This is a genomic window from Aeromonas sp. A600620, from assembly GCF_029479985.1.
Lineage (GTDB): Bacteria > Pseudomonadota > Gammaproteobacteria > Enterobacterales > Aeromonadaceae > Aeromonas > Aeromonas veronii_A.
Map to the genome: position 1 here is coordinate 42,438 of NZ_JAAKXB010000016.1, position 19,414 is coordinate 61,851.

Below are 19,414 nucleotides of genomic sequence, written 5' to 3' on the forward strand. Positions count from 1 at the left end.
AGGCCAAGCCGCATGAGCGCACCTGACTTCCACCAGCTGGCCCACGATATCAAGCTCTGGGCACGGGAGCTAGGTTTTGACCAGGCGGGCATCACCGACACCGATCTGCGTATCGAAGAGCCGAGATTGCAGGCCTGGCTGGATGCGGGCTATCACGGCAGCATGGATTACATGGCGCGCCACGGCATGATGCGCGCGCGCCCCCACGAGCTGTTGCCGGGCACGATGCGGGTGTTGTCGGTGCGGATGAACTACCTACCGTTCGAGGCGGGCTTCGCCGCTACCCTGCGCGATCCGACTCTCGGCTATATCAGCCGCTATGCTCTCGGTCGCGACTACCACAAGGTGCTGCGCAACCGGCTCAAACAGCTGGGTGATCGCATCGAAGCGCGCTGCGCCGAGCTGTTTCAAGGCACTGAAGAGACCTTGGGTGAGTGGCGCCCCTTCGTCGACTCCGCCCCCATCCTCGAGCGGCCACTGGCGGCCAAGGCGGGCCTCGGCTGGGTTGGCAAACACTCACTGCTGCTCAACGAATCGGCTGGCTCCTTCTTCTTTCTCGGTGAGCTGTTGATCAACCTGCCGCTGCCGCTCGACCAGCCAGTGGAGAAGGAGCTGTGTGGCAAGTGCGTCGCCTGCATCAACATCTGCCCGACCGGCGCCATTGTCGCCCCCTATGTGGTAGATGGCCGCCGCTGCATCTCCTATCTCACCATCGAGAACGATGGCCCTATTCCGGAAGAGTTCAGGCCCTTGATGGGCAACCGCATCTATGGCTGTGACGACTGCCAGCTTATCTGCCCCTGGAATCGCTATGCCGATGCCAGCCCGGAACCCGATTTCAGCCCCCGCCCCAGCCTGCATCGCCCGCCCCTGCTGGACCTGTGGTGCTGGAGCGAGGCCGAGTTCCTCAAACAGACCGAGGGGAGCCCGATCCGCCGCATCGGCTATCAACGCTGGCGCCGCAATCTGGCGGTAGCCCTTGGCAACGGCCCGGCGACCCCCGAGGTAATCGCCGCCCTGCAACTGGGACTGACCACCGCCGAGCCTATGGTGGCCGAACATATCGAATGGGCGCTGGCCACTCTGGCACTGCGTCAGGATGAGGAGAACAAGAAAACCCGTTTGCTGATCCGCTGCATCGAAAAAGGTTTGCCGGATCACGCATAAGTGATCTGCCCCTTGCCGGATTGCAGCACTTTTTTCATGCTCTGCCGACCCGTCGTGATCAACACTGCGATCAAGACAACATGGTCGGCACACTAAAAGGACATTACAGATGCAAATGTTGGGAGTGGATATTGGAGGCTCGGGGATCAAGGGTTGCCTGGTCGACACCGAAACAGGCGAACTGATCGGCGAGCGTCATCGCATTGCCACACCGCAACCGGCCACCCCGGCCGCCATCGCCCATACCCTCAAGGCACTGGTCGAACACTTCGACTGGAAAGGGCCGGTGGGCTGCGGTTTTCCAGCCACCATCCACAACGGGGTTGCCAAGAGTGCCGCCAACATCGACAAGAGCTGGATTGAGACCGATGCCGAACATCTGTTTGCCGATGTCACCGGCAAACCCTGCTATGTGCTGAACGATGCCGATGCAGCGGGTCTGGCCGAGATGCGCTTTGGCGCAGGTAAAGATCGCAAGGGGGTCATCATCCTCATCACGGTCGGCACCGGTATCGGCACCGCCATCTTCGTCAACGGCCATCTGCTGCCCAACACCGAGCTGGGTCACCTGATGCTGGAAGGAATGGTCGCCGAGCACTACTGCTCCGATGCGGTGCGCAAACGGGAAGATCTCTCCTGGAACCGCTGGGGCAAGCGCTTCAACAAGTATCTGGCCCGCCTCGAGTTTCTCTTCTCCCCCGACCTCTTCATTCTGGGGGGCGGCAGCGCCGCCAAGCTGGATAAATTTGTCGATCGCATCGAGACCCGGGCACCGCTGATTCCAGCGGCCAGCCTCAATCAGGCAGGGATTATCGGAGCCGCTCTCTACGCAGCCGAACGGCATCAGGGCTGATTGCCCAGCAACACAGTCCCTTATAACCCTCCTATAAAAGAAGGGCCCGGCATTACTGCCGAGCCCTTCTTTTTATCTGCGTACCAATCCTTCCGGTTTCCTACATATCATCAAGCCGATGAACCCCATGCACCAAGCGGTGCAGGCGCGTCTGTTCCAACGCAGCCAGATTGTCGAGCATGGTTGCAATAGCAGGCGTCGGACACTCCCGAGCCAGATGACCCAACTCACCGACCAGCTGCTCCTCCCAGCGACAAACCAGCGCAAGGATCTCCCCGGTTTGAGCTGAGGCTGGCAGCTCGCAACCGGTAATGGCAGGCAGCATATCCTCGCTGAAACTCTGGTTCAGCCAAGTCTCCCTGACCGCCTCTCCCAGCTGAGCGGCATATTCGTGCAGATGGGCACTGGCCGCATCCTCACGCCCTTGCAGATAGACCAGCAACATCCGGCTGCGTTCGCTGTCCACCTGACTGATCAAACGCCCGTAACAGAGTCCGAGCTGGTGGTGAACCTGCTCAAGATAGTGCAGCAACTCTTTGATCTGTTGGAATCTCATCGCACTGCCCTCCATGCTTGTCGACATCATCAGTATAAAAAACCGGCGCCACCGACCCAATCCCTATCCGTGCCCCCCTTGCGCTGCATCAAGGTTGACGCCGACAAAATGGCGATCAGGTGATCCGGTCACGAATAGGGAACGATTTGTGCAGCAATTTGTGTAACGATGGAGGAGCATCAGGCTCGATAGCCGATGTGAACAGAAACAAGCTGGCACACTAATAAAACCAGCATTTACCCGGCATAAACCATCTTTAATTCGGTAATGTGCCGCAGGGACGAAACAGGATCTGGAAGAGCAACAATACCATCCTGATCGTTATCCGCCTGACAGAAATCCTTATCACTTTTTTAGACGTCTAGACGTAAAAACATGCGTTGACATGGCCATCCAGACATCTTAGCATCATCCTCCATGATGACAGAGTAACCCAGTGGAACCTCTGCCCAATTTCCCCGCCTGTAGCGCCCTGTGCTTTAAGGCTGTTAGCACGGAAGAATCCATGATTAAGTTGATCGGTCTCAACAAAGTCTACGGTACAGGCAGTGACGCCGTGCACGCCCTGCGTGATGTGAGTCTGCATGTACCCCAAGGCAAAATTTTCGGGGTGATCGGTGCCTCAGGTGCCGGCAAGAGTACCCTCATTCGTTGTGTCAACCTGCTGGAGCGCCCGACAGAGGGCCAAGTCATCGTTGATGGCCAGGATCTGGTCGCCCTGAGCGAACGGGATCTGACCCAGGCTCGCCGCCAGATCGGGATGATTTTCCAGCACTTCAACCTGCTTGCCTCCCGCACCGTGTTTGCCAACATCGCCTTTCCGCTGGAGTTGGCAGGCTGGAGCAAAGAGAAGATCCAGCAACGGGTTGCCGAGCTGCTGGCGCTGGTCGGGCTGGAAGCCCGTGCCCAAGCCTATCCGTCCGAGCTTTCCGGCGGTCAGAAACAGCGCGTCGCCATTGCCCGCGCACTGGCTCCGGCCCCCAAGGTACTGCTCTGCGACGAGGCCACCTCGGCCCTCGACCCGCAGACCACCCGCTCGATCCTGACCCTGCTCAAGGAGATCAACGTCAAGCTGGGGCTCACCATCCTGCTCATCACCCACGAGATGGATGTGGTGAAGGGGATCTGTGACGAAGTGGCCATCATCAGCGACGGCCGTCTGATCGAACAGGGCGAAGTGGCCTGGTTCTTCAGCAATGCCAAGACCCAGCTGGCGCGGGATTTCATCCACTCCACCATCCATCTGGAGGTACCGCAGGAGTATCAGGATCGGATGAGTGCGGAGCGGGTGCCGGGCAGCTACCCGCTGGTGAAGCTCGGCTTTACCGGCAGCACGGTCGATACACCGCTGATCTCCGAGGCGAGCCGCCGTTTCAATATCGATATCAGCATTCTGAGCGCAGACATCGAATACGCAGGTGGCGTCAAATTCGGTTTCCTGCTGGCCGAGCTGTTCGGGGATGAAGCCCAGTGCGAGGCAACCCAGCAGTTCCTCATCGACAACCACATTCAGCTGGAGGTAATGGGTTATGTCCGAAGCCATGATTAATCTGCTCATCACGGCCCTGGGCGACACCCTTATCATGGTGTTTGCCTCCGCTCTGTTCGGCTGCCTGCTGGGTCTGCCGCTCGGCGTGGCCCTTCATGTGACCAAGGCGGGCCAGATCCTGGCCAACCCCTTGCTCAACCGTACTCTGGGCATGGTGGTCAACGTGGGTCGCTCGGTGCCCTTTATCATCCTGCTGGTCGCCATCATTCCGCTGACCCGGCTGATTGTCGGCACCAGTATCGGCACCATCGCCGCCATCGTGCCGCTGACCGTCGGTTGCATCCCTTTCATTGCCCGTCTGGTGGAAGGGGCCCTGATGGAGGTGCCGGACGGCCTGCTGGAAGCGGCCAAGGCGATGGGCGCCAAGCCGTTGCAAATTATCACCAAGGTGCTGCTGCCCGAGGCTCTGCCCGGCATCCTCAACAGTGTCACCATTACCCTCGTCACGCTGGTGAACTACTCGGCCATGGCCGGAGCTATCGGTGGCGGTGGTCTGGGGGATGTGGGTATTCGTTATGGTTATCAGCGCTTTGACCCGACCGTCATGCTGGTGACCGTAGTTATCCTGGTAGTACTGGTTCAACTTATCCAGAGCGCGGGTGAGCGCCTGGTCAACAAATGTGATCATCGTTAATCGTCGATTTCTGACAGGAGGTTTTATGAAATTTGGCATCAAATCCGTTGCGGCTGCCCTGCTGGCTGGTCTGGTTCTGGCCGGTTGCGGTCAAAAAGAAGAGAGCAAGGTTCTGAAAGTGGGCGCTATTGCCGGCCCCGAGACCGAACTGGTTGAAGTGGCTGCCAAGGTGGCCAAAGAGAAATACGGTCTGGACGTTCAGATCGTCAACTTCTCCGACTACGTCACCCCGAACGTGGCGCTGAACGATGGCAGCATCGACGTCAACGCCTTCCAGCACAAACCCTATCTGGATGCGCAGGTGCGTGATCGCGGCTTCAAGCTGGTGCCGGTTGGCAACACCTTCGTCTACCCGATCGCCGGTTACTCCAAGAAGGTCAAGGCGCTGAGCGAGCTGCAAGATGGCGCCCAGATCGCGGTACCGAACGATCCGACCAACCTGGGTCGCTCCCTGATCCTGCTGGCCAAGCAGGGTCTGATCACCCTGAAAGATGGTGCCGGTCTGGAAGCCACCGTACTGGATATCGCCAGCAACCCGCGCAACTTCAAGATTGTGGAACTGGAAGCTGCACAGCTGCCCCGTTCGCTGGAAGATGTGGATCTCGCTATCATCAACAACACCTTCGCCGGTCAGATTGGTTTGACCCCGACTGAAAACGGCCTGTTTGTTGAAGACAAAGAGTCCCCGTACGTCAACCTGATCGTCGCCCGCGACAACAACAAGGATGACGAGAAGGTCAAACAGTTCGTACAAGCTTTCCAGACCGATGATGTTTACAAGAAAGGTCTCGAGCTGTTCAAAGGTGGCCTGGTAAAAGGTTGGTAATTGCTCACTCGGCAAAAAAGGCCACGCAATGCGTGGCCTTTTTTATTGGCGCCGCTATCATATCCGCGAGCACGGCAACACGAACATACTCATAACATGAAAAAATGGTATCTGGCCTACTGCAAGCCAAAAGAAGAGGCCCGCGCCCGCGCCCACCTCGATGCCCAGGGTATCGAATCCTATTACCCCATGGTGGAGATCGAGAAGCTGCGCCGGGGCAAGCGAGTTCCGGTACGGGAACCCATGTTCCCCAACTACCTGTTTATCTTTGTCGATCTGGAAGAGGTGACACCGGTCACCCTGAAATCGACCCGCGGCATCAGCCGGATCATCCACTTTGGCAGTGAATGGACCCCCATCAGCAGCAAGCTGGTCTATCAGCTGATGAGTCGCGATGACAGCGATGAGGCGAGAGCCAGCTACGCTAACCTGCCCTGCTCGGGCGACAAGGTGCTGATTGAAGAGGGGCCGCTTGCCGGCTTCGAAGCCATCTATATGGAGCCGGATGGAGAGAAACGGGCGATTTTGCTGGTCAGCCTGCTCAACCGGGAGACCACCAGCAGCTTCGACAACCACACCTTCAGGCGTCTGGACTAAACCCACGGGCCAGACGGCCCGGTGAATGGCAATAGCAATGGCGGGATGCTCCCGCCATCTCATGCATCAAGATCAAAGCGGGCGATGACCGCCTTCAGCTTGCCGGTATCGCCAGCCAGTCTGGCTACGATCTCCTCCCCCTGCTGGCTACGCTGACAGGATTGCCGACTGAGCGCGGCAATGTCGTCGACCGTCCCGGATACCTCGGCGGCCACCCGCGACTGCTGCTCGGTTGCCACCGAAATGGCCTCCAGCTGGCCCGACAGCGACTGAACCAGCTGGTTCATGGCACTCAGGGTATCGGTCACCAATCCAACAGCATCCCGCCCCTGCTCCACCAACCGGGTACCGCTGCTGACGGTACTCACCGTCTGGCGAGTCTGCTGGGAGATGGCCGCAATAGTCTGGCTGATCTCGGCGGTTGATTGATGGGTGCGGGTCGCCAGCTGACGTACCTCATCGGCAACCACCGCAAAACCGCGCCCCTGCTCGCCTGCCCGTGCCGCTTCTATCGCCGCATTGAGTGCCAGCAGATTGGTCTGCTCCGCAATGGTGGCGATCACCTCGGTGATCTGCCCCACCTGTTCACTCTGATGCTCCAGCAGCCCCATGGCCTCGTTGGCCTGCCCAATCATGGCGGCAATCTGCTGCATGGTATCGCTCATTCGCGCCAGCGCAGCCTCTCCCTGACGGGTCTGCTGCTGCACCTGCTGGGCACTATCCGCCACACCGGCAATGTTGCCAGCCACATCACGGGCACTCACCGACATCTGATCGATAGCCGCCGCCACCGCATCGACCCGCTGATCCTGCTCCGTCAGATCCGCCACTATGGCTCTGGTAGTGCTGCCCACATCGAGACAGGCCTCTTCGACCTGCCCCACTGCGCCCTGCAACTCCCCGACCAGATGATGTAACTGGGCAGACATCCGGTTGATGGAACCAGTCAATTCTCCCAACTCATCCTGCCCTGTGATTGGCAAGGGCTCGGCCGCCAGCCGGCCATCCGCAACCTGCCCCGCCCGGGTCACCAAACAGGCAATGTCACGGGTCAGACGACGGCTAAAGAGCCAGGCGACCAGCATGCCAAGCACGATGGCGCTGCAGGTAGCCAACAGTAGTGTCTGGTTGATGGCCCTCCCGGCTCCGGTCATCTGCGCCGAAATCTGATCCACCTCGGCGCGGGTTTTATTCACCTGCTGGACCAACTGCTCGCTGAGGCTGGACTGCATCGGCTCGATGTCGGTGGCCATCAGGTAGTTGGCCTGATCCCAATCCGGCGCCTGGCGCTTCTCGATCACCTGCCCCACCAGCTCGGAGAAGGGGGTCGCCATCTCTTCAAACAGCTGCCAGAGGCTCTGCTGGGTATCGGTAAAGAGCGCGGCTTGCTGCTTCACCTCAGCCACCCGCTGCTGGTGAAACTGGTAGTAATCCTGATACTTGCTGCGGTATTCGGGATCGCCTGAGATGAGAAAATCCCTCAGGGCAGAGAGGGAATTGGCGAGGCTGTTGTAGGCATCTCCCACCTGCTTGAGCAGCATGCGGCGATCGCCCGCGAGCTGATCCTGCGAGGTCGCCACCTCCTCATTGGCAAAGGATTGCAGCTGATCGAGCGCAGCCTCCGCCACCGGCCCCGCCTCCTGCAGCATCAGGGTGTGAGCGGGCAGATTCTCTTCACTCTGGGCTATGGTCCACACCTTCTCCTGATGGCTTTTGAAGGTCTCGAGAGACTTGGCGAGCGCCGGGCTGAAGGCCTGATGGGCGATGGCCTGCCAGGCCGACTCCCACTCCAGCTTGAGGCGGGAAGCCTGAGCCGGATCCTTGCCGAGGATCAGATAGCCACGCAGGGCAGAAACGGTGGCCACCAGTGCTTTCTGGCTCGCCTCATCCCGCTGCAGAGCGGGCAGCGCCTGCTCCAACAGAGTGTGTTGGGCCTGATTGATCTGGGTCAGCCGGTAATAGACCAGCGCGGAGGAGAGCAGGATCAGCAGGTTGATAAAACCGAAGCTGAGCAGCAACTTGCTTGAGATTTTCATGAACATCCTTGTTCAAACGGAGGGATCCAGCCAACAGAATCAGATAGATATCAGTGTAGGCAATCTATCTTGCCAAGCCCGGTGCCACTCTTGCAACTCGCTGCGTGGCATCGGTCTGGCAGAGAAGAACCCCTGACAAACATCGCAGCCCAACTTTGCCAGCAACCGCCAGGTCTGCTCATCCTCTACCCCTTCAGCCACCGACTTGAGGCCCAACTTGCGCGCCAGCTCGATACTGGACTCGATAATGGCCAGACGGGATGGGTCTTCAAAACAGCGGTCGACAAAGGAGCGATCCAGCTTCAGTTCGGTAAAGGGCAGCAGCGCCAGTTGCTGCATGGAGGAGTAGCCGGTACCGAAGTCATCAATGGCGAGGCCAAAGCCGTGCATCCGCAGCCGGGTCAGCACCTCCAGCGACTTGCCCAGATCCTGTACAAAGGCGCTCTCGGTCACCTCCAGGGTGATAAGCTCGGGGTTGATGCTCCAGCGTTGACACTGATTGATCAGGGAGTTGCACAGATCGCCCTCGATCAGCGAGGTAGTGGAGAGGTTCATCGACAGATTGAGCGAGAGTCCGGTCTCTTCCCACAAGTGACCATCACTCAGGGATTTGCCGATGATCACTTCAGTCAACTGATCGATCAGTCCGTTGCGCTCCGCCAGTGGAATAAAACGCCCCGGAGAGATCAGGCCGTACTCCGGGTGCTGCCAGCGGGCCAGCGCCTCCATCCCGACCCACTCGCCGGAGGCAAAGCTCACCTTGGGCTGATACCAGGGCAGCAACTGATCCTGCTCGAGTGCACTGCACAACTCATCCAGGCCGATCCTGTGCCCCTCCTCCTCCCTTGCAGGCTCCTCCCGGGGTGACCAGGCATCGATCAGCAGCTTGAGCTGCTGCTGGGTAGAGGGTTTCTCTATGCGGCCGAGCACCTGCAAGCCATAGGCGGCACTCATCCGCAACACGGCCTCCACCACATCGTCTTCAAGGGCGCTGGAGAGGATAATCCCCCCGCGAAAACCGCCCAATGACAGGCGGCGCAGCAGCGCCATGCCATCCATGCCCGGCATCCGCAGGTCGCAAAACAGGATATCGACGGCGTGTTGCTGGCTCAGCACCAGCGCCTCGGCACCATCGGCCGCCTCCAGCAGATTCTGGTAACCCAGGCTGCGGACCTGGTGCAGCAGCGCCTTGCGCTGAAATCCATGGTCTTCCACGACCATAATGACCAACTCATGTTGTGCTTTTTTCATCGAGCCATAATCCAATGTCGTGGGCGATCGCCGTCATCAATAGCTGCACCTTGCCGGTCAGCTCATCCAGTTCCTCAAGCTGCTTCAATCTGGCAGCCGACTCCAGCCTGGCAGCCTGTGTGGCCAGCTCCTGCAGCCCGACCATGCGGGCTGCCCCCTTGATCCGGTGGGCAGTTTCTACCAGTACGTTGAAATCATGGCAAGCCAGCGCAGCCATCATATGAGCCCCATCCTGACGATTGGAGTCGAGATATTCCGCCGCCATCGCCCGCGCCGTCGGCTCATCGCCAAACAGGGTCAACCAGCGTTCAGCCTGAACGGCCAGCACATCATCGACCGCCGTCACCGCTGTACCGCCCGCCGGTACCGACTCAGCGAGCCAGTGTGCCAGCAGCTGGCGCAGGGTATCCAGCGGGTAGGGCTTGAACAGCATGTCACTCATTCCCGCTTCCACCATACGGGCATGGGCCTCTTCCGAGGTATCCGCTGTCACCCCAATAATGGGCGCCGTCACGCCCGCAGCCCGCAGCGCCTTGGTCAGGGCATAGCCGTCCATCACCGGCATGTGGCAATCGGTCAGCAACAGGGAGAATGGCTGCCCCTGCCAGGCCCGCAACGCCTTCTCGCCATCTTCCACTACCTGGGATTCAATTCCGAGGATAGCCAGTTGTCGTGCCAGCAGGGCGCGATTGACCGGATGATCATCGGCCACCAGCACCCGTCCTCCCAGCTTGTCGGCCAGCGCAGGCAGAACCGGGGCGACCCGTTCCTGCAGCAGTTCGAGACAACTCTCCAGCAGCAGATCCGGGTAGAGAGGAGAGAGCCCCAATCGCCACCACAACTGACCGCCGATCCGGCCGCGAAGGGCCTCGTTCGGTGACGCTATGATCCCTCTCAATGAGACATGCTGCAACCATCCCTGCCACTCACCGCCGAGGGCCTGCTCCAACCACAGCTGATCAGCCAGCAGCAACCCTTCCAGTGAGCGGTTGAGCTGGCTGGCATCCAGATGCCTTAGCTTGGCGCCCAACCGCCGCATGGCCGCCTCGAGGCTGGCATCGGCGCTGAAAAACCACCATTCGGTGCCAGCCAGCGGGGGCGCATCCCATTGAGGGTTGGTCAGCGGCACGGTAAAGCGGAAACGGGATCCCTCTCCCGCCTTGCTGGTCAGGGTGAGTTCGCCCCCCATTTTGCGCACCAGCTGATCACAGATTGCCAGCCCCAGCCCGGTACCACCAAAGCGGCGATTGATGTCGGACTCCACCTGCTCAAACGGAGTGAACAACAATGCCTGTTTCTCCTCGGCAATCCCGATACCGGTATCGCGGATACTGATAGCAAGCTGATCGCGCAGGTAGCTGACCCGGATGGAGACCTCCCCCTGTTCGGTGAACTTTACCGCATTGTTGAGCAGATTGGAGATCACCTGACCGACCCGTACCCCGTCGATATCGGCCCAATCAGGTACATGCTGGCCCCACTCCAGCGTCACGTTGAGCCCCTTGCTATGGGCCAGGGTAGCGTGGCCACGGATCGCATCGCAGATCACCGTCTGCAACCGGCTGACCTGACAATGCAGTTGCAACTGACCCGCCTCGATCTTGGAGAAATCGAGTATGTCGTTGACCAGATAGAGCAGGTTGTTGGTCGAGGTGACCACATTACGCACCATGTAACGTTGATCGTCGTTGAGCTCGCTCATTTGCAACAACTCGAGCATGCCGTGCATGCCGGAGATGGGGGTGCGTAACTCGTGGCTCATGGTGGCCAGAAAGCGGCTGCGCGCCTGCATCGCCTGCTCGGCATAAGCACGTGCCTCGCGCAGCTCATGCTCCTGCTGCTTGAGGGCCGTGATGTCCTGAATCACCCCGTTGAGTATCAGCGCCTGCTGCTCCTGACGGACAAAATTGCCGCGTACCTGCAGATAGCGATCCCCGTCAGGGCGCTCCACCTTGACCTCCAGATCGAGGGGGGCCAGGGTCTCGGCATGGTTGGCCACCTTGCTGACAAACTCCTGCAGGGCCTGTTCGGTAAAGCCAAATACCTCACCACCCGATTCAGCGTTAAATAAATCCTGATGAGATACCCCCAGGATCTCGTTGGCCCCCTGAGAGGCATAAAGAAAGCGTCCCTTGCCCGGCCCCAGCCACAGATACTGGTAGACTACGCCGGGCATGCTGTCGGTGATCTGGGTCAGGCGAGTTTCAGCCTGACGAGCACGCTCCTCGGCTTCCTTGATACGGCTGACATCGGTCAGCACTGTCAGCACACCCCGCATGTTGCCATCGGGGTCCCGGTAAGGGCGCTTGGCATAGATAACATGAAAAGGGGTGCCATCGGCACGCAAGCTATTGCCGGCCCCCTCCAGCTCCTGGCCGCTTTGCCATATCCTGCGCTCCTCTTCCAGCACGCTCGCACGCAGGGGCTCGGGGATGCTTTGCAGGTCGTCAAGCGCCTCGCCATTGACATCAACGAGAAAGGCATCGCGATAAGCCCGGTTGCAGAGGGTTATACGCTGCTCGCTGTCGCGCAATGCCACCATGGTCGGCAATGAGTTGAGCAGGGTCTGTACAAACAGCAACTGTTCGTTGAGTTTGCTCTCTGCGATTTTCCGCTGCGCAATCTGGCGACGCAGGCTGCGGGCCCAGAACATCACCAGCAGACCGCAGGTCAACAAGGCCACTCCGCCCAGCGCCAGCCACTTGTAGAACTGGCTGTAATCGGATTCGACATTTACCGAAACATTGAGCCAGCGCCGCTCCAGCAGTTGCCACTCCTCATCCGTGATGGTCAGCAACAGCTTGTCCATGATCCGCAGCAGCTCGGGCTGCCTGATATCAACGGCCATGCTGATGGGCACGGAAAACTCGGGGGAGCTCAGCACCACCTGATACTTTTCGTTGAAGCCCTTCATGGCCTGCTGCCCCAGATTGGTCATGGTCAACAGCACATACTCGGCTTTCCCCGTATCAAGCAGGGTAAGCAGCTCGGTATCCTTGCCCACTTCAATGACGTTGCCACCATGGGCGCTGATAAGAGAAGCCTCATAAGAACCGGTCACGCCACCAATCAGGCGCCCTTTCAGCTCCGCCAGCGACTTCAACGGGCGTGCGCCGCGCCGGGATACCACATAGCTGTCGAATTTAAGGTAGGAGGAGCTGAAGGAGGCAAATGCCTCGCGATCCCTGAGCGGTGTCATCAGGGGGATCAGATCCACCTTGTGCTGTTTCAGCAGAGCCAGAGACTCTTGCCAGGTGCTGGTCGGCTCAAGTTCAAAGCGGATCCCCGAGCGCAGACTCAACAACTTCATCAAATCTGCCGCATAGCCGTGCAACACCCCTTCGTCATCAATCTCGCTGATACCGGCAAACGACGGCGCAACGGCAAACCTGACCACCTTGCTCTTCTTCTTTAACCAGGCTACCTCGTCTGGTTCCAGCAACAAACCCGCCTTGAAACGGCTGTCTTCCTGATTCAGCCGCAACCGGGCATCAGCCACCGGGATCCGCTGGTAGGCCTGCCAGATGCGATCCGTCAGCGCCGGGTCATGGGTACTGGTTGCAATGGTCAATGCACTACCGGGGATCCAGTCCGGGATCACAATCCCCATCGACTCAGGCAACCGCTCCATCTCCATGGCAATGATCGGCCCCAGAGCCAGATAAGCATCGGCCGCCCCCAGTTTGACCATATAGGTCGCCTCGTCACGGCTCTCCAGCTCGGTCACATGAGGCATCCCCAGTCGCGCTAGCTCATTGCAACTGCCAAAACCGCGAATACAGACCCAGCGAAGCTTGCGCGCCTGTTCCAGGGTCAAACGTTGATCCGGATGGCGCATCAAGATGGCGCGGGCGTAGGAGCCCAGATAGCCAATATGATTCATCCCCTCCAGCTCGAGCGCATCGAGCTCGACCCCGATCAAGGCATCAACTTGGCGTCTGTTCAGCGCACCACGGGCATCCACATAGGAGTTGTAGGAGACATAGCGCAGGGAGACCCCCATTTCTGCCGCAATACGCGAGGCCAGCTCCTTGAGCGGACCGGCATAGCGCTGATTGGGCAGTTCATAGAGGAACGGAGGATAACCACCACGGGGCACCCCGACCACCAACTCTTCATCAGCCGCACTCTGGTGGTCCGCCACTGCCTTTTCCAACTGGGGAACAGCAACAGCAGGCAGGCCGGAAAACAGCAGCAACAGGGGGAGAAAAAGCTGACGAAAGAGTGACATGAAGTCTTGTCCTGATGAGTAAAACAGATAGGCCACCATATCTAATCTTGCCGATCCTGGCGGAACAAGGCGAGAAAACATACGCATCTGTCACAAACGGGGCAGAGAGGATAGTGCCGGGGCACAGAAAAGTGAATAAAAAATCAACCTGCAAACACAAAAATGGCAGGCATTACGCCTGCCACATCACCACGGGGAGAGCGTTTACCCTCCCCTATGGATCAGGTTATTCGATTCCCGAGCCGAAAGCCGGTTTGATACTCGCTTTCGCGGATATGGGCGATCTGTCCCTCAAACCCTTCCAGACCAATATCTTTCAGCAGGGCAGGTGACAGACTGACCACGGCGAGGCGACGCTCAACCCAGGCGATCCGTTTTTGAACCAAAGACTCGACACCACGCAGTAAAATCAGTTCGATAGACATGACATTCTCCAGTTGAACATGCGGTTCTCCCGGAGAAAGTGGATATCACCCTGCGGGACGAACCGCGGGTGATAAAAAGACAGGGGTTACCTGTTTACGCCACGCGGTAAAAGAGCACGAGATTTCACGCCGCACGCAGTGCCGCGAGAGAATGCAAAATTGAGCATCAGATGTTGCATTTTCATCTCCTTACCGAGTAAAAGTTGAACAGGTTGCAGAAGTCTAAAAAATATCCGAATTTAAAACAAGCCTCTTGCGGCTCCTTTTTAAACGTTTTTACGGCATTTTATGCTGTCCGTCTGGCAACGATGCCAGCACATCAGATCCCCGAGAGTAGCCGGTACTCTTCCAGTACATAGGTATCCGTCATGCCGCTGACATAATCGAGCAGCAACCGCACCCGGTAATACCACTCCTGCTCGTTCTGGCAGGCAAAACGCTGATCCGGGGTGGCGATCGCCAATCGATAGGCCTTGAGATGGCGGGCCGAGAGGCGGTGATAGAGACGGCGCGCAAAGAACAGCGCCTGACTCCCCTCCCCGGCCAGCAGGCGAGCAAACTGTGGCGCTGGCAGCGCCAATAGACAGGCATAACTGGTCAGCACCCCGCGCAGCGCCGCATACCCCTCCAGCTCAAGCGCTTCCACTTCGGGGCGCATAAAGACCAGCTCGCGGGCCACCTGCTTGAGGATATCGAGCACCCGCGCCGCCGGCGCCTGACCATGCAGCAGTGCTTGCGGATAGGAGCCCTGCAAAATGGCCTGATGTTCGCTGACATAGCTCTGCGCCGCCAGCGCAACCAGATCCCGGGTAAGTTGCTGGCGAAAATGGGGGAAAAAGCCCCGACCACTGGCAAGCGCGTCATCCAGCAAGGTGCCCATGTAGTCACTCTGGTCAGCAGCTCGCAGTGCCGCCAGCAGTTCACCCAGAGTCAGGATCCTCCGATCTACCGCATCTTCCAGATCGGCGATGCAGTAGGAGATATCATCGGCCGCCTCCATGATATAGACCAGCGGATGACGGCATCCTGGGGCCAATCCCAGACTCTGGCCGAGGGCACGGTAGAGCGGCTGCTCGCTAAAGAAGATGCCCCGTTTGCTGCTCCAGCCATGATGTTGGCCATAGCTCACCCCGGGTTGAGGCTGCTGCGGGTATTTGCAGAGCGCCGCCAGTTGCCCGAGCGTCAGATTGAGCTCGTGCAGACTGTGCACCAGCCGCAAGCTCTGGGCGTTGCCATCAAACAGTTGCAGATCCTGACGCAGCTCAGCCCACTGGGTCGAGGGGGGCTGCGCCAGCGCCTGCTGATAGAGGGGATCGAGCATCTCGCCGAGCCACTGGCTCATCACCTGCTCGCCAAAGTGGCCAAACGGCGGGTTGCCCACGTCATGAAGCAGGCAGGACATCTCCACCAGATTGATAAAGGCCCCTTCGCAGACCATCCCGGCTGGCAAGGCGGCCAGAATACGGCGGCTGATCTGGCGACCGGTCTCCTGCACCTCCAGCGAGTGGGTGAGGCGACTGCGCACCGAGGCCTTCACATCGAGCGGAAAGACCTGGGTCTTCTGCTGCAACCGGCGCACTGGCGCCGCCTGCACGATACGGGCGCGATCCTGCTCGGTCGCCTCCAGCAAATCCTCGTCCCCCCAAGGGTGGATGCGCGCAGGGGTAATCAAACGGCTATACATCTTGCAGCTCCTTGCCAGCCACTTCCATCAGACTCAAGACAACCTCCAGCCTCAAGACAGCAACCAGCGCCGCAGCCGGGCGATATCGCCCGGATATTCCCGGCGCAACGTCTCAATCCAGTCTTCCACGTTCTCCCACCAGGCGGGATGATCCGGGCTCTGGATCAGCTGAGCCGTCTGCTGCAAACGACGCAGGCCAATGGAGCCTGCCGCCCCTTTTATCTTATGCGCCTCCTCCACCACCCCCGCCTGATCCCGGGCGATCATGTTGGAGTCGAGCACCGCCATGTAGTCCGGCATCATCTTCTCGAACAGCTCGACGCTGGAGAGCAGCACCGGCTTGCCCACCGTATCGGCATAATCAGTGAGGAAGGGAATATCCAGCAGGGCATCCTGATTGCCCGCATCAGCTTGCTCGTCCGCTTCATCCTCGGCCAGACCGGCAAACAGATGGCCAATCACCTCCCGCACAGCCTTCGAGCCAAGCGGTTTGTTGATCACATCCCGCATCCCGCGCTCCAGATAATACTGGCGATCGCCGGTAGAGTTGGCCGTTAGTGCCACCATGGGCGGCAGGCTGTCGCCATAACGCTCCAGCAGGGTTTTCGCCACATCGAAGCCGGTCATGTCCGGCAGCTGGATATCGAGCAGAATGAGGTCGAAATCATCCGGATTGGCCATCGCCAGCGCCTGGGTGCCATCCCGTGCCACCTGCACCTGATGACCCAGTTTGCCCAGCAGGGCGCAGGCCACCGTCACGTTGAGCTCCACATCTTCCACCAGCAGGATATCGAGGGAGGGCATCTCCTCCTCCTGCTCCTGCGGCACTGGCTCGGCGCAAGCTACCTCCAGCTCGGCGGTGAAGCAGGAGCCTTCGCCCGGCTCACTGTCCACATAGAGCTGGCCGCCCATCGCCTGCACCAGCTGACGGGAGACCGCGAGGCCAATACCGGTGCCGGTGGCGTGTTTCTTGCCCTGCACCTGATAGTACATGGCGAAGATCTTCTCCTGCTGGGCGCGCGGGATGCCGATGCCGGTATCCTCCACCTCGAAGTGCAGGGCCAGCTTGCCCGGCTCGTCGGCAGGATGAGAGAGGCAGCGCACGGTGACGCCCCCCTCGTCGGTAAACTTGACCGCATTGCCCACCAGATTCCACAGCACCTGACGCAGACGGGTACCGTCGGCTATCACGAATTGCGGCATGTCGCCATCGCGATCGAAATGCAGATATAGCCCCTTCTGCTCCGCCTGAATGCGCGACAGGGTCTCCAGCTCGTCGAGGAAGGCAGGCAGATCGATGCGGGTCGGCGCAATTTCGAGGCGACGCCGATCGAGTTTGTCCAAATCGATGATGTCGTTGAAGATATTGCCAAGGGTCACCGCACTCAGGTGAATGGTCTTGAGCTGCTGGTGCTGCTTGGGATCGAGGGGGGTATCCATCAGCATCCGGCTTAAGCCCACGATGCCGTTGAGCGGGGTGCGCAGCTCGTGGCTGATGGTGGAGATAAAGGTAGTCTTGTCGCGGCTCGCCTTCTCCAGTTTGTCCTGATACTGCTTGCGCTCGGTGATGTCGCGGCCAAAGCCGAGCAGGCCCAGCCGCTTGCCGAAGCGATCGAAGAAGGGCACTTTGCGCAGCTCGAAGTAGGCCTTGCGGCCATCGGGATACTCCAGCCACTGTTCATAGGTGAGGGGCTCATTGCTGGCAAAGACCTGCTTGTCGGTCTCCACCACCTTGTTGGCAATCTCCTGCTTGTAGACATCGAAAGGTGTGAGGCCAATCAGCTCGCTCTCCGCCTTGCCGGTCAGCTCCTCCATGGCGCGGTTGCAACCGGAGAACTGCTCATCCTCATTGCGGTAGTAGACCAGATCCGGGGAACAGTCGATAAAAGAGCGCAGCAGAGCGGTACGCTCCCCCAGATGAAGCTGGGCTTTCTCCCGCTGGAACACCTCGTTCTCGAGATCCTCGATGGCCTGCAGACGCAGTGCCTCGGCCCGGTTGGTCTCGGCAATCTGGGCATTGAGGCGACTGATGTTCTCCTGCAACTGACTGTTGAGCTCCAGATCCCGCTCGCGCATATCCTGCAGCTTGCGCACCATCCGGCTCAATCGCTGACGGGAATCCTCCAGCTGATCCACCACGATGGAGAGGAAATAGACCGCCCAGGGGGTCACCAGCAGGCCAAAGAAGACCGAGCGCACGAAGTCGATCACATCAATATTGCCGCGCAGGAACAGGGTCACCCCCATCTGGATGGCGACAGCCAGCACTATGATGCCAGCCGCCAGAAACATGCTGAAGCGCACCAGTCCCAGCTTGGTCATCAGATCGACGTAATATTGTGCCCAGGATTTAATCTGCTTCATCTTGTTATTTTCTCCCCCATATCCGCGAACAGAATACCAGCACAGAGAATTGAACTCTTCTTATCTCGCACAATTAATTAACGATTCGCCTAGTGAAATGAGTGAGTTAGGATATTTGATGAAATTCTGTCAGTTGCCATTAAGGGTGGCCCCCTATAATCGCCCACCTGGTAATTTAAACGCGTTTAATTTAGGAGTTATCTGATGCGCAACACTACCCTGCTTGGTCTGGGCCTGCTGGTCGCAAATAGTGCATATGCGGATTTGGGAACCATTCCCAACGAATCGGGCTGGTCCGGTTTCCTGCTTGGCGGCGTCAACGTCATCAATTACGAATCCAACTTTTACAGCGGTGACGACGAAAATCGTCGACTGAGCGGACTGGGCAGTGCAGAGAGCAGCTCCGCCGTCGCCCCGCTGCTCAACGCAGATATCCGTTACACCTTTGCCGATACCCGCACCCAGGTCTTCCTCGGTAACCTGATCCAGGATGCCATCCGTTTCGACTTCACCCAGCAACTCGGTATCCGCCAGGAGATGAGCAACAAGGGCACAGTGGCCGGCTCCGTGGTCTTCAATGCCATGCCAACCGAGCAGTGGAGCGATCCCTTCGCCGTAAGCGTCGATCGCCAGTCGACCGATATCAAGTCAAAAGGGGTGCGCTTCGCCTGGGACAATATCTGGGGCAGCAACTTCTTCGGCAGCCTGACCACCCGCAACATCGAAGTCGATGAAGAGCGCAGTGGCAGCCAGTATGGTGCCGACACGGCGGCCAAGCTGGATCGCAACGGCAAGATCCACGCCCTCGACCTCTCCTACAAATGGCAGCTGGCAGCCGGTCAGGTGCTGGAGCCGGCTTTCATCCACCGTCAGGCTGACCTGGACGGCAGCGCCCAGAGCTACAAGAGCAACGGCCTCCAGTTGACCTACGGCAAGCGGGCATCCCAGTGGTCCTTCGTCAGCAACCTCTATCTGGGTCAGACCAAATATGATGAAGCCAACCCAATCCCTGACTTTGGTAACAAAAAAGCCGACTCCGACGAGTTTGCCCTGACCGGTACCTTCTTCTGGCACCGCCTGTTCGGTATTGCACCGCTCTCGGCAACCTTTACCGCTGGCTACGCCAAGTCCGATTCCGACATCAACTTCTACGATTCTGAATCGGTGATGTTCAACACCGGCCTGCTCTACAACTTCTAATAACGGTTGTGCGCACCGATACAACAAGGCCACCCGAAGGT

14 protein-coding genes are annotated in these 19,414 nt (G+C 59.0%); 7 read left to right on the forward strand and 7 right to left on the reverse strand.

Annotated elements, in window-relative coordinates; all coding sequences use genetic code 11:
* The first annotated feature begins 12 nt into the window (after positions 1-12).
* The gene (gene queG, locus G5533_RS17540) at positions 13-1,167 is read left to right on the forward strand and encodes a tRNA epoxyqueuosine(34) reductase QueG (protein ID WP_421212543.1); all 1,155 of its coding nucleotides are present in this window, start codon (positions 13-15) and stop codon (positions 1,165-1,167) included.
* Positions 1,168-1,276: 109 nt separating this feature from the next.
* A complete protein-coding gene (gene ppgK / locus G5533_RS17545) occupies positions 1,277-2,020 on the forward strand; it encodes a polyphosphate--glucose phosphotransferase (protein WP_421251363.1) in 744 nt (247 codons plus the stop codon).
* Positions 2,021-2,120: 100 nt separating this feature from the next.
* On the opposite strand, the gene G5533_RS17550 is transcribed toward ppgK, so the two are convergent.
* The gene (locus G5533_RS17550) at positions 2,121-2,576 is read right to left on the reverse strand and encodes a hypothetical protein (protein WP_441255147.1); all 456 of its coding nucleotides are present in this window, start codon (positions 2,574-2,576) and stop codon (positions 2,121-2,123) included.
* 505 nt (positions 2,577-3,081) lie between these two features.
* Between G5533_RS17550 and metN the strand changes: the two genes are divergently transcribed.
* The 4 genes from metN (at position 3,082) to rfaH (ending at position 6,182) form a co-directional block, all read left to right on the forward strand.
* The gene (gene metN, locus G5533_RS17555) at positions 3,082-4,125 is read left to right on the forward strand and encodes a methionine ABC transporter ATP-binding protein MetN (protein WP_005341087.1); all 1,044 of its coding nucleotides are present in this window, start codon (positions 3,082-3,084) and stop codon (positions 4,123-4,125) included.
* The gene (locus G5533_RS17560) at positions 4,106-4,759 is read left to right on the forward strand and encodes a methionine ABC transporter permease (protein WP_005339070.1); all 654 of its coding nucleotides are present in this window, start codon (positions 4,106-4,108) and stop codon (positions 4,757-4,759) included. Before metN ends, G5533_RS17560 begins: the two co-directional genes overlap by 20 nt.
* A gap of 25 nt (positions 4,760-4,784) precedes the next feature.
* Entirely contained in the window at positions 4,785-5,585 is an 801-nt protein-coding gene (gene metQ, locus G5533_RS17565; RefSeq protein WP_115521668.1) for a methionine ABC transporter substrate-binding lipoprotein MetQ, read from the forward strand.
* Between the two features lie 96 nt (positions 5,586-5,681).
* Positions 5,682-6,182, forward strand: coding sequence for a transcription/translation regulatory transformer protein RfaH (rfaH, locus tag G5533_RS17570; RefSeq protein WP_058057235.1), 501 nt, complete (start codon positions 5,682-5,684; stop codon positions 6,180-6,182).
* A 59-nt stretch (positions 6,183-6,241) separates the two neighbouring features.
* Here the strand turns inward: rfaH and G5533_RS17575 are convergent, their stop codons facing one another.
* From G5533_RS17575 to arcB, 6 genes are all read right to left on the reverse strand, one after another.
* The gene (locus G5533_RS17575; RefSeq protein ID WP_421249903.1) at positions 6,242-8,218 is read right to left on the reverse strand and encodes a HAMP domain-containing methyl-accepting chemotaxis protein; all 1,977 of its coding nucleotides are present in this window, start codon (positions 8,216-8,218) and stop codon (positions 6,242-6,244) included.
* A gap of 39 nt (positions 8,219-8,257) precedes the next feature.
* Positions 8,258-9,469: an EAL domain-containing response regulator gene (locus G5533_RS17580; RefSeq protein ID WP_227341982.1), complete on the reverse strand. Its 1,212-nt coding sequence runs from the start codon at positions 9,467-9,469 to the stop codon at positions 8,258-8,260.
* Complete coding sequence (locus tag G5533_RS17585) at positions 9,450-13,700, reverse strand: ATP-binding protein (protein ID WP_227341981.1); 4,251 nt, start codon at positions 13,698-13,700, stop codon at positions 9,450-9,452. The genes G5533_RS17580 and G5533_RS17585 overlap by 20 nt, the downstream gene beginning before the upstream one ends.
* 221 nt (positions 13,701-13,921) lie before the next feature.
* Entirely contained in the window at positions 13,922-14,125 is a 204-nt protein-coding gene (locus G5533_RS17590; protein ID WP_441255148.1) for a hypothetical protein, read from the reverse strand.
* 319 nt (positions 14,126-14,444) lie between these two features.
* Positions 14,445-15,809 (reverse strand): dGTPase, encoded by a 1,365-nt coding sequence (gene dgt, locus G5533_RS17595; protein WP_216952917.1) that lies wholly within the window; start codon positions 15,807-15,809, stop codon positions 14,445-14,447.
* Between the two features lie 51 nt (positions 15,810-15,860).
* Positions 15,861-18,173, reverse strand: coding sequence for an aerobic respiration two-component sensor histidine kinase ArcB (gene arcB, locus G5533_RS17600; protein WP_216952916.1), 2,313 nt, complete (start codon positions 18,171-18,173; stop codon positions 15,861-15,863).
* Positions 18,174-18,377: 204 nt separating this feature from the next.
* Here arcB and G5533_RS17605 point away from each other — a divergent pair, with 204 nt between their 5' ends.
* Entirely contained in the window at positions 18,378-19,373 is a 996-nt protein-coding gene (locus G5533_RS17605; RefSeq protein WP_216952915.1) for a DUF2860 family protein, read from the forward strand.
* Positions 19,374-19,414: the final 41 nt, after the last annotated feature.

Coding starts and splice junctions, on each gene's coding strand:
- dgt (WP_216952917.1), bottom strand. CDS start 15,809: ATGTATAGCCGTTTGATTACCCCTGCGCGCATCCACCCTTGGGGGGAC.
- queG (WP_421212543.1), top strand. CDS start 13: ATGAGCGCACCTGACTTCCACCAGCTGGCCCACGATATCAAGCTCTGG.
- rfaH (WP_058057235.1), top strand. CDS start 5,682: ATGAAAAAATGGTATCTGGCCTACTGCAAGCCAAAAGAAGAGGCCCGC.
- G5533_RS17605 (WP_216952915.1), top strand. CDS start 18,378: ATGCGCAACACTACCCTGCTTGGTCTGGGCCTGCTGGTCGCAAATAGT.
- G5533_RS17575 (WP_421249903.1), bottom strand. CDS start 8,218: ATGAAAATCTCAAGCAAGTTGCTGCTCAGCTTCGGTTTTATCAACCTG.
- G5533_RS17560 (WP_005339070.1), top strand. CDS start 4,106: ATGTCCGAAGCCATGATTAATCTGCTCATCACGGCCCTGGGCGACACC.
- G5533_RS17550 (WP_441255147.1), bottom strand. CDS start 2,576: ATGAGATTCCAACAGATCAAAGAGTTGCTGCACTATCTTGAGCAGGTT.
- G5533_RS17590 (WP_441255148.1), bottom strand. CDS start 14,125: ATGTCTATCGAACTGATTTTACTGCGTGGTGTCGAGTCTTTGGTTCAA.
- metN (WP_005341087.1), top strand. CDS start 3,082: ATGATTAAGTTGATCGGTCTCAACAAAGTCTACGGTACAGGCAGTGAC.
- G5533_RS17580 (WP_227341982.1), bottom strand. CDS start 9,469: ATGAAAAAAGCACAACATGAGTTGGTCATTATGGTCGTGGAAGACCAT.
- arcB (WP_216952916.1), bottom strand. CDS start 18,173: ATGAAGCAGATTAAATCCTGGGCACAATATTACGTCGATCTGATGACC.
- metQ (WP_115521668.1), top strand. CDS start 4,785: ATGAAATTTGGCATCAAATCCGTTGCGGCTGCCCTGCTGGCTGGTCTG.
- ppgK (WP_421251363.1), top strand. CDS start 1,277: ATGCAAATGTTGGGAGTGGATATTGGAGGCTCGGGGATCAAGGGTTGC.
- G5533_RS17585 (WP_227341981.1), bottom strand. CDS start 13,700: ATGTCACTCTTTCGTCAGCTTTTTCTCCCCCTGTTGCTGCTGTTTTCC.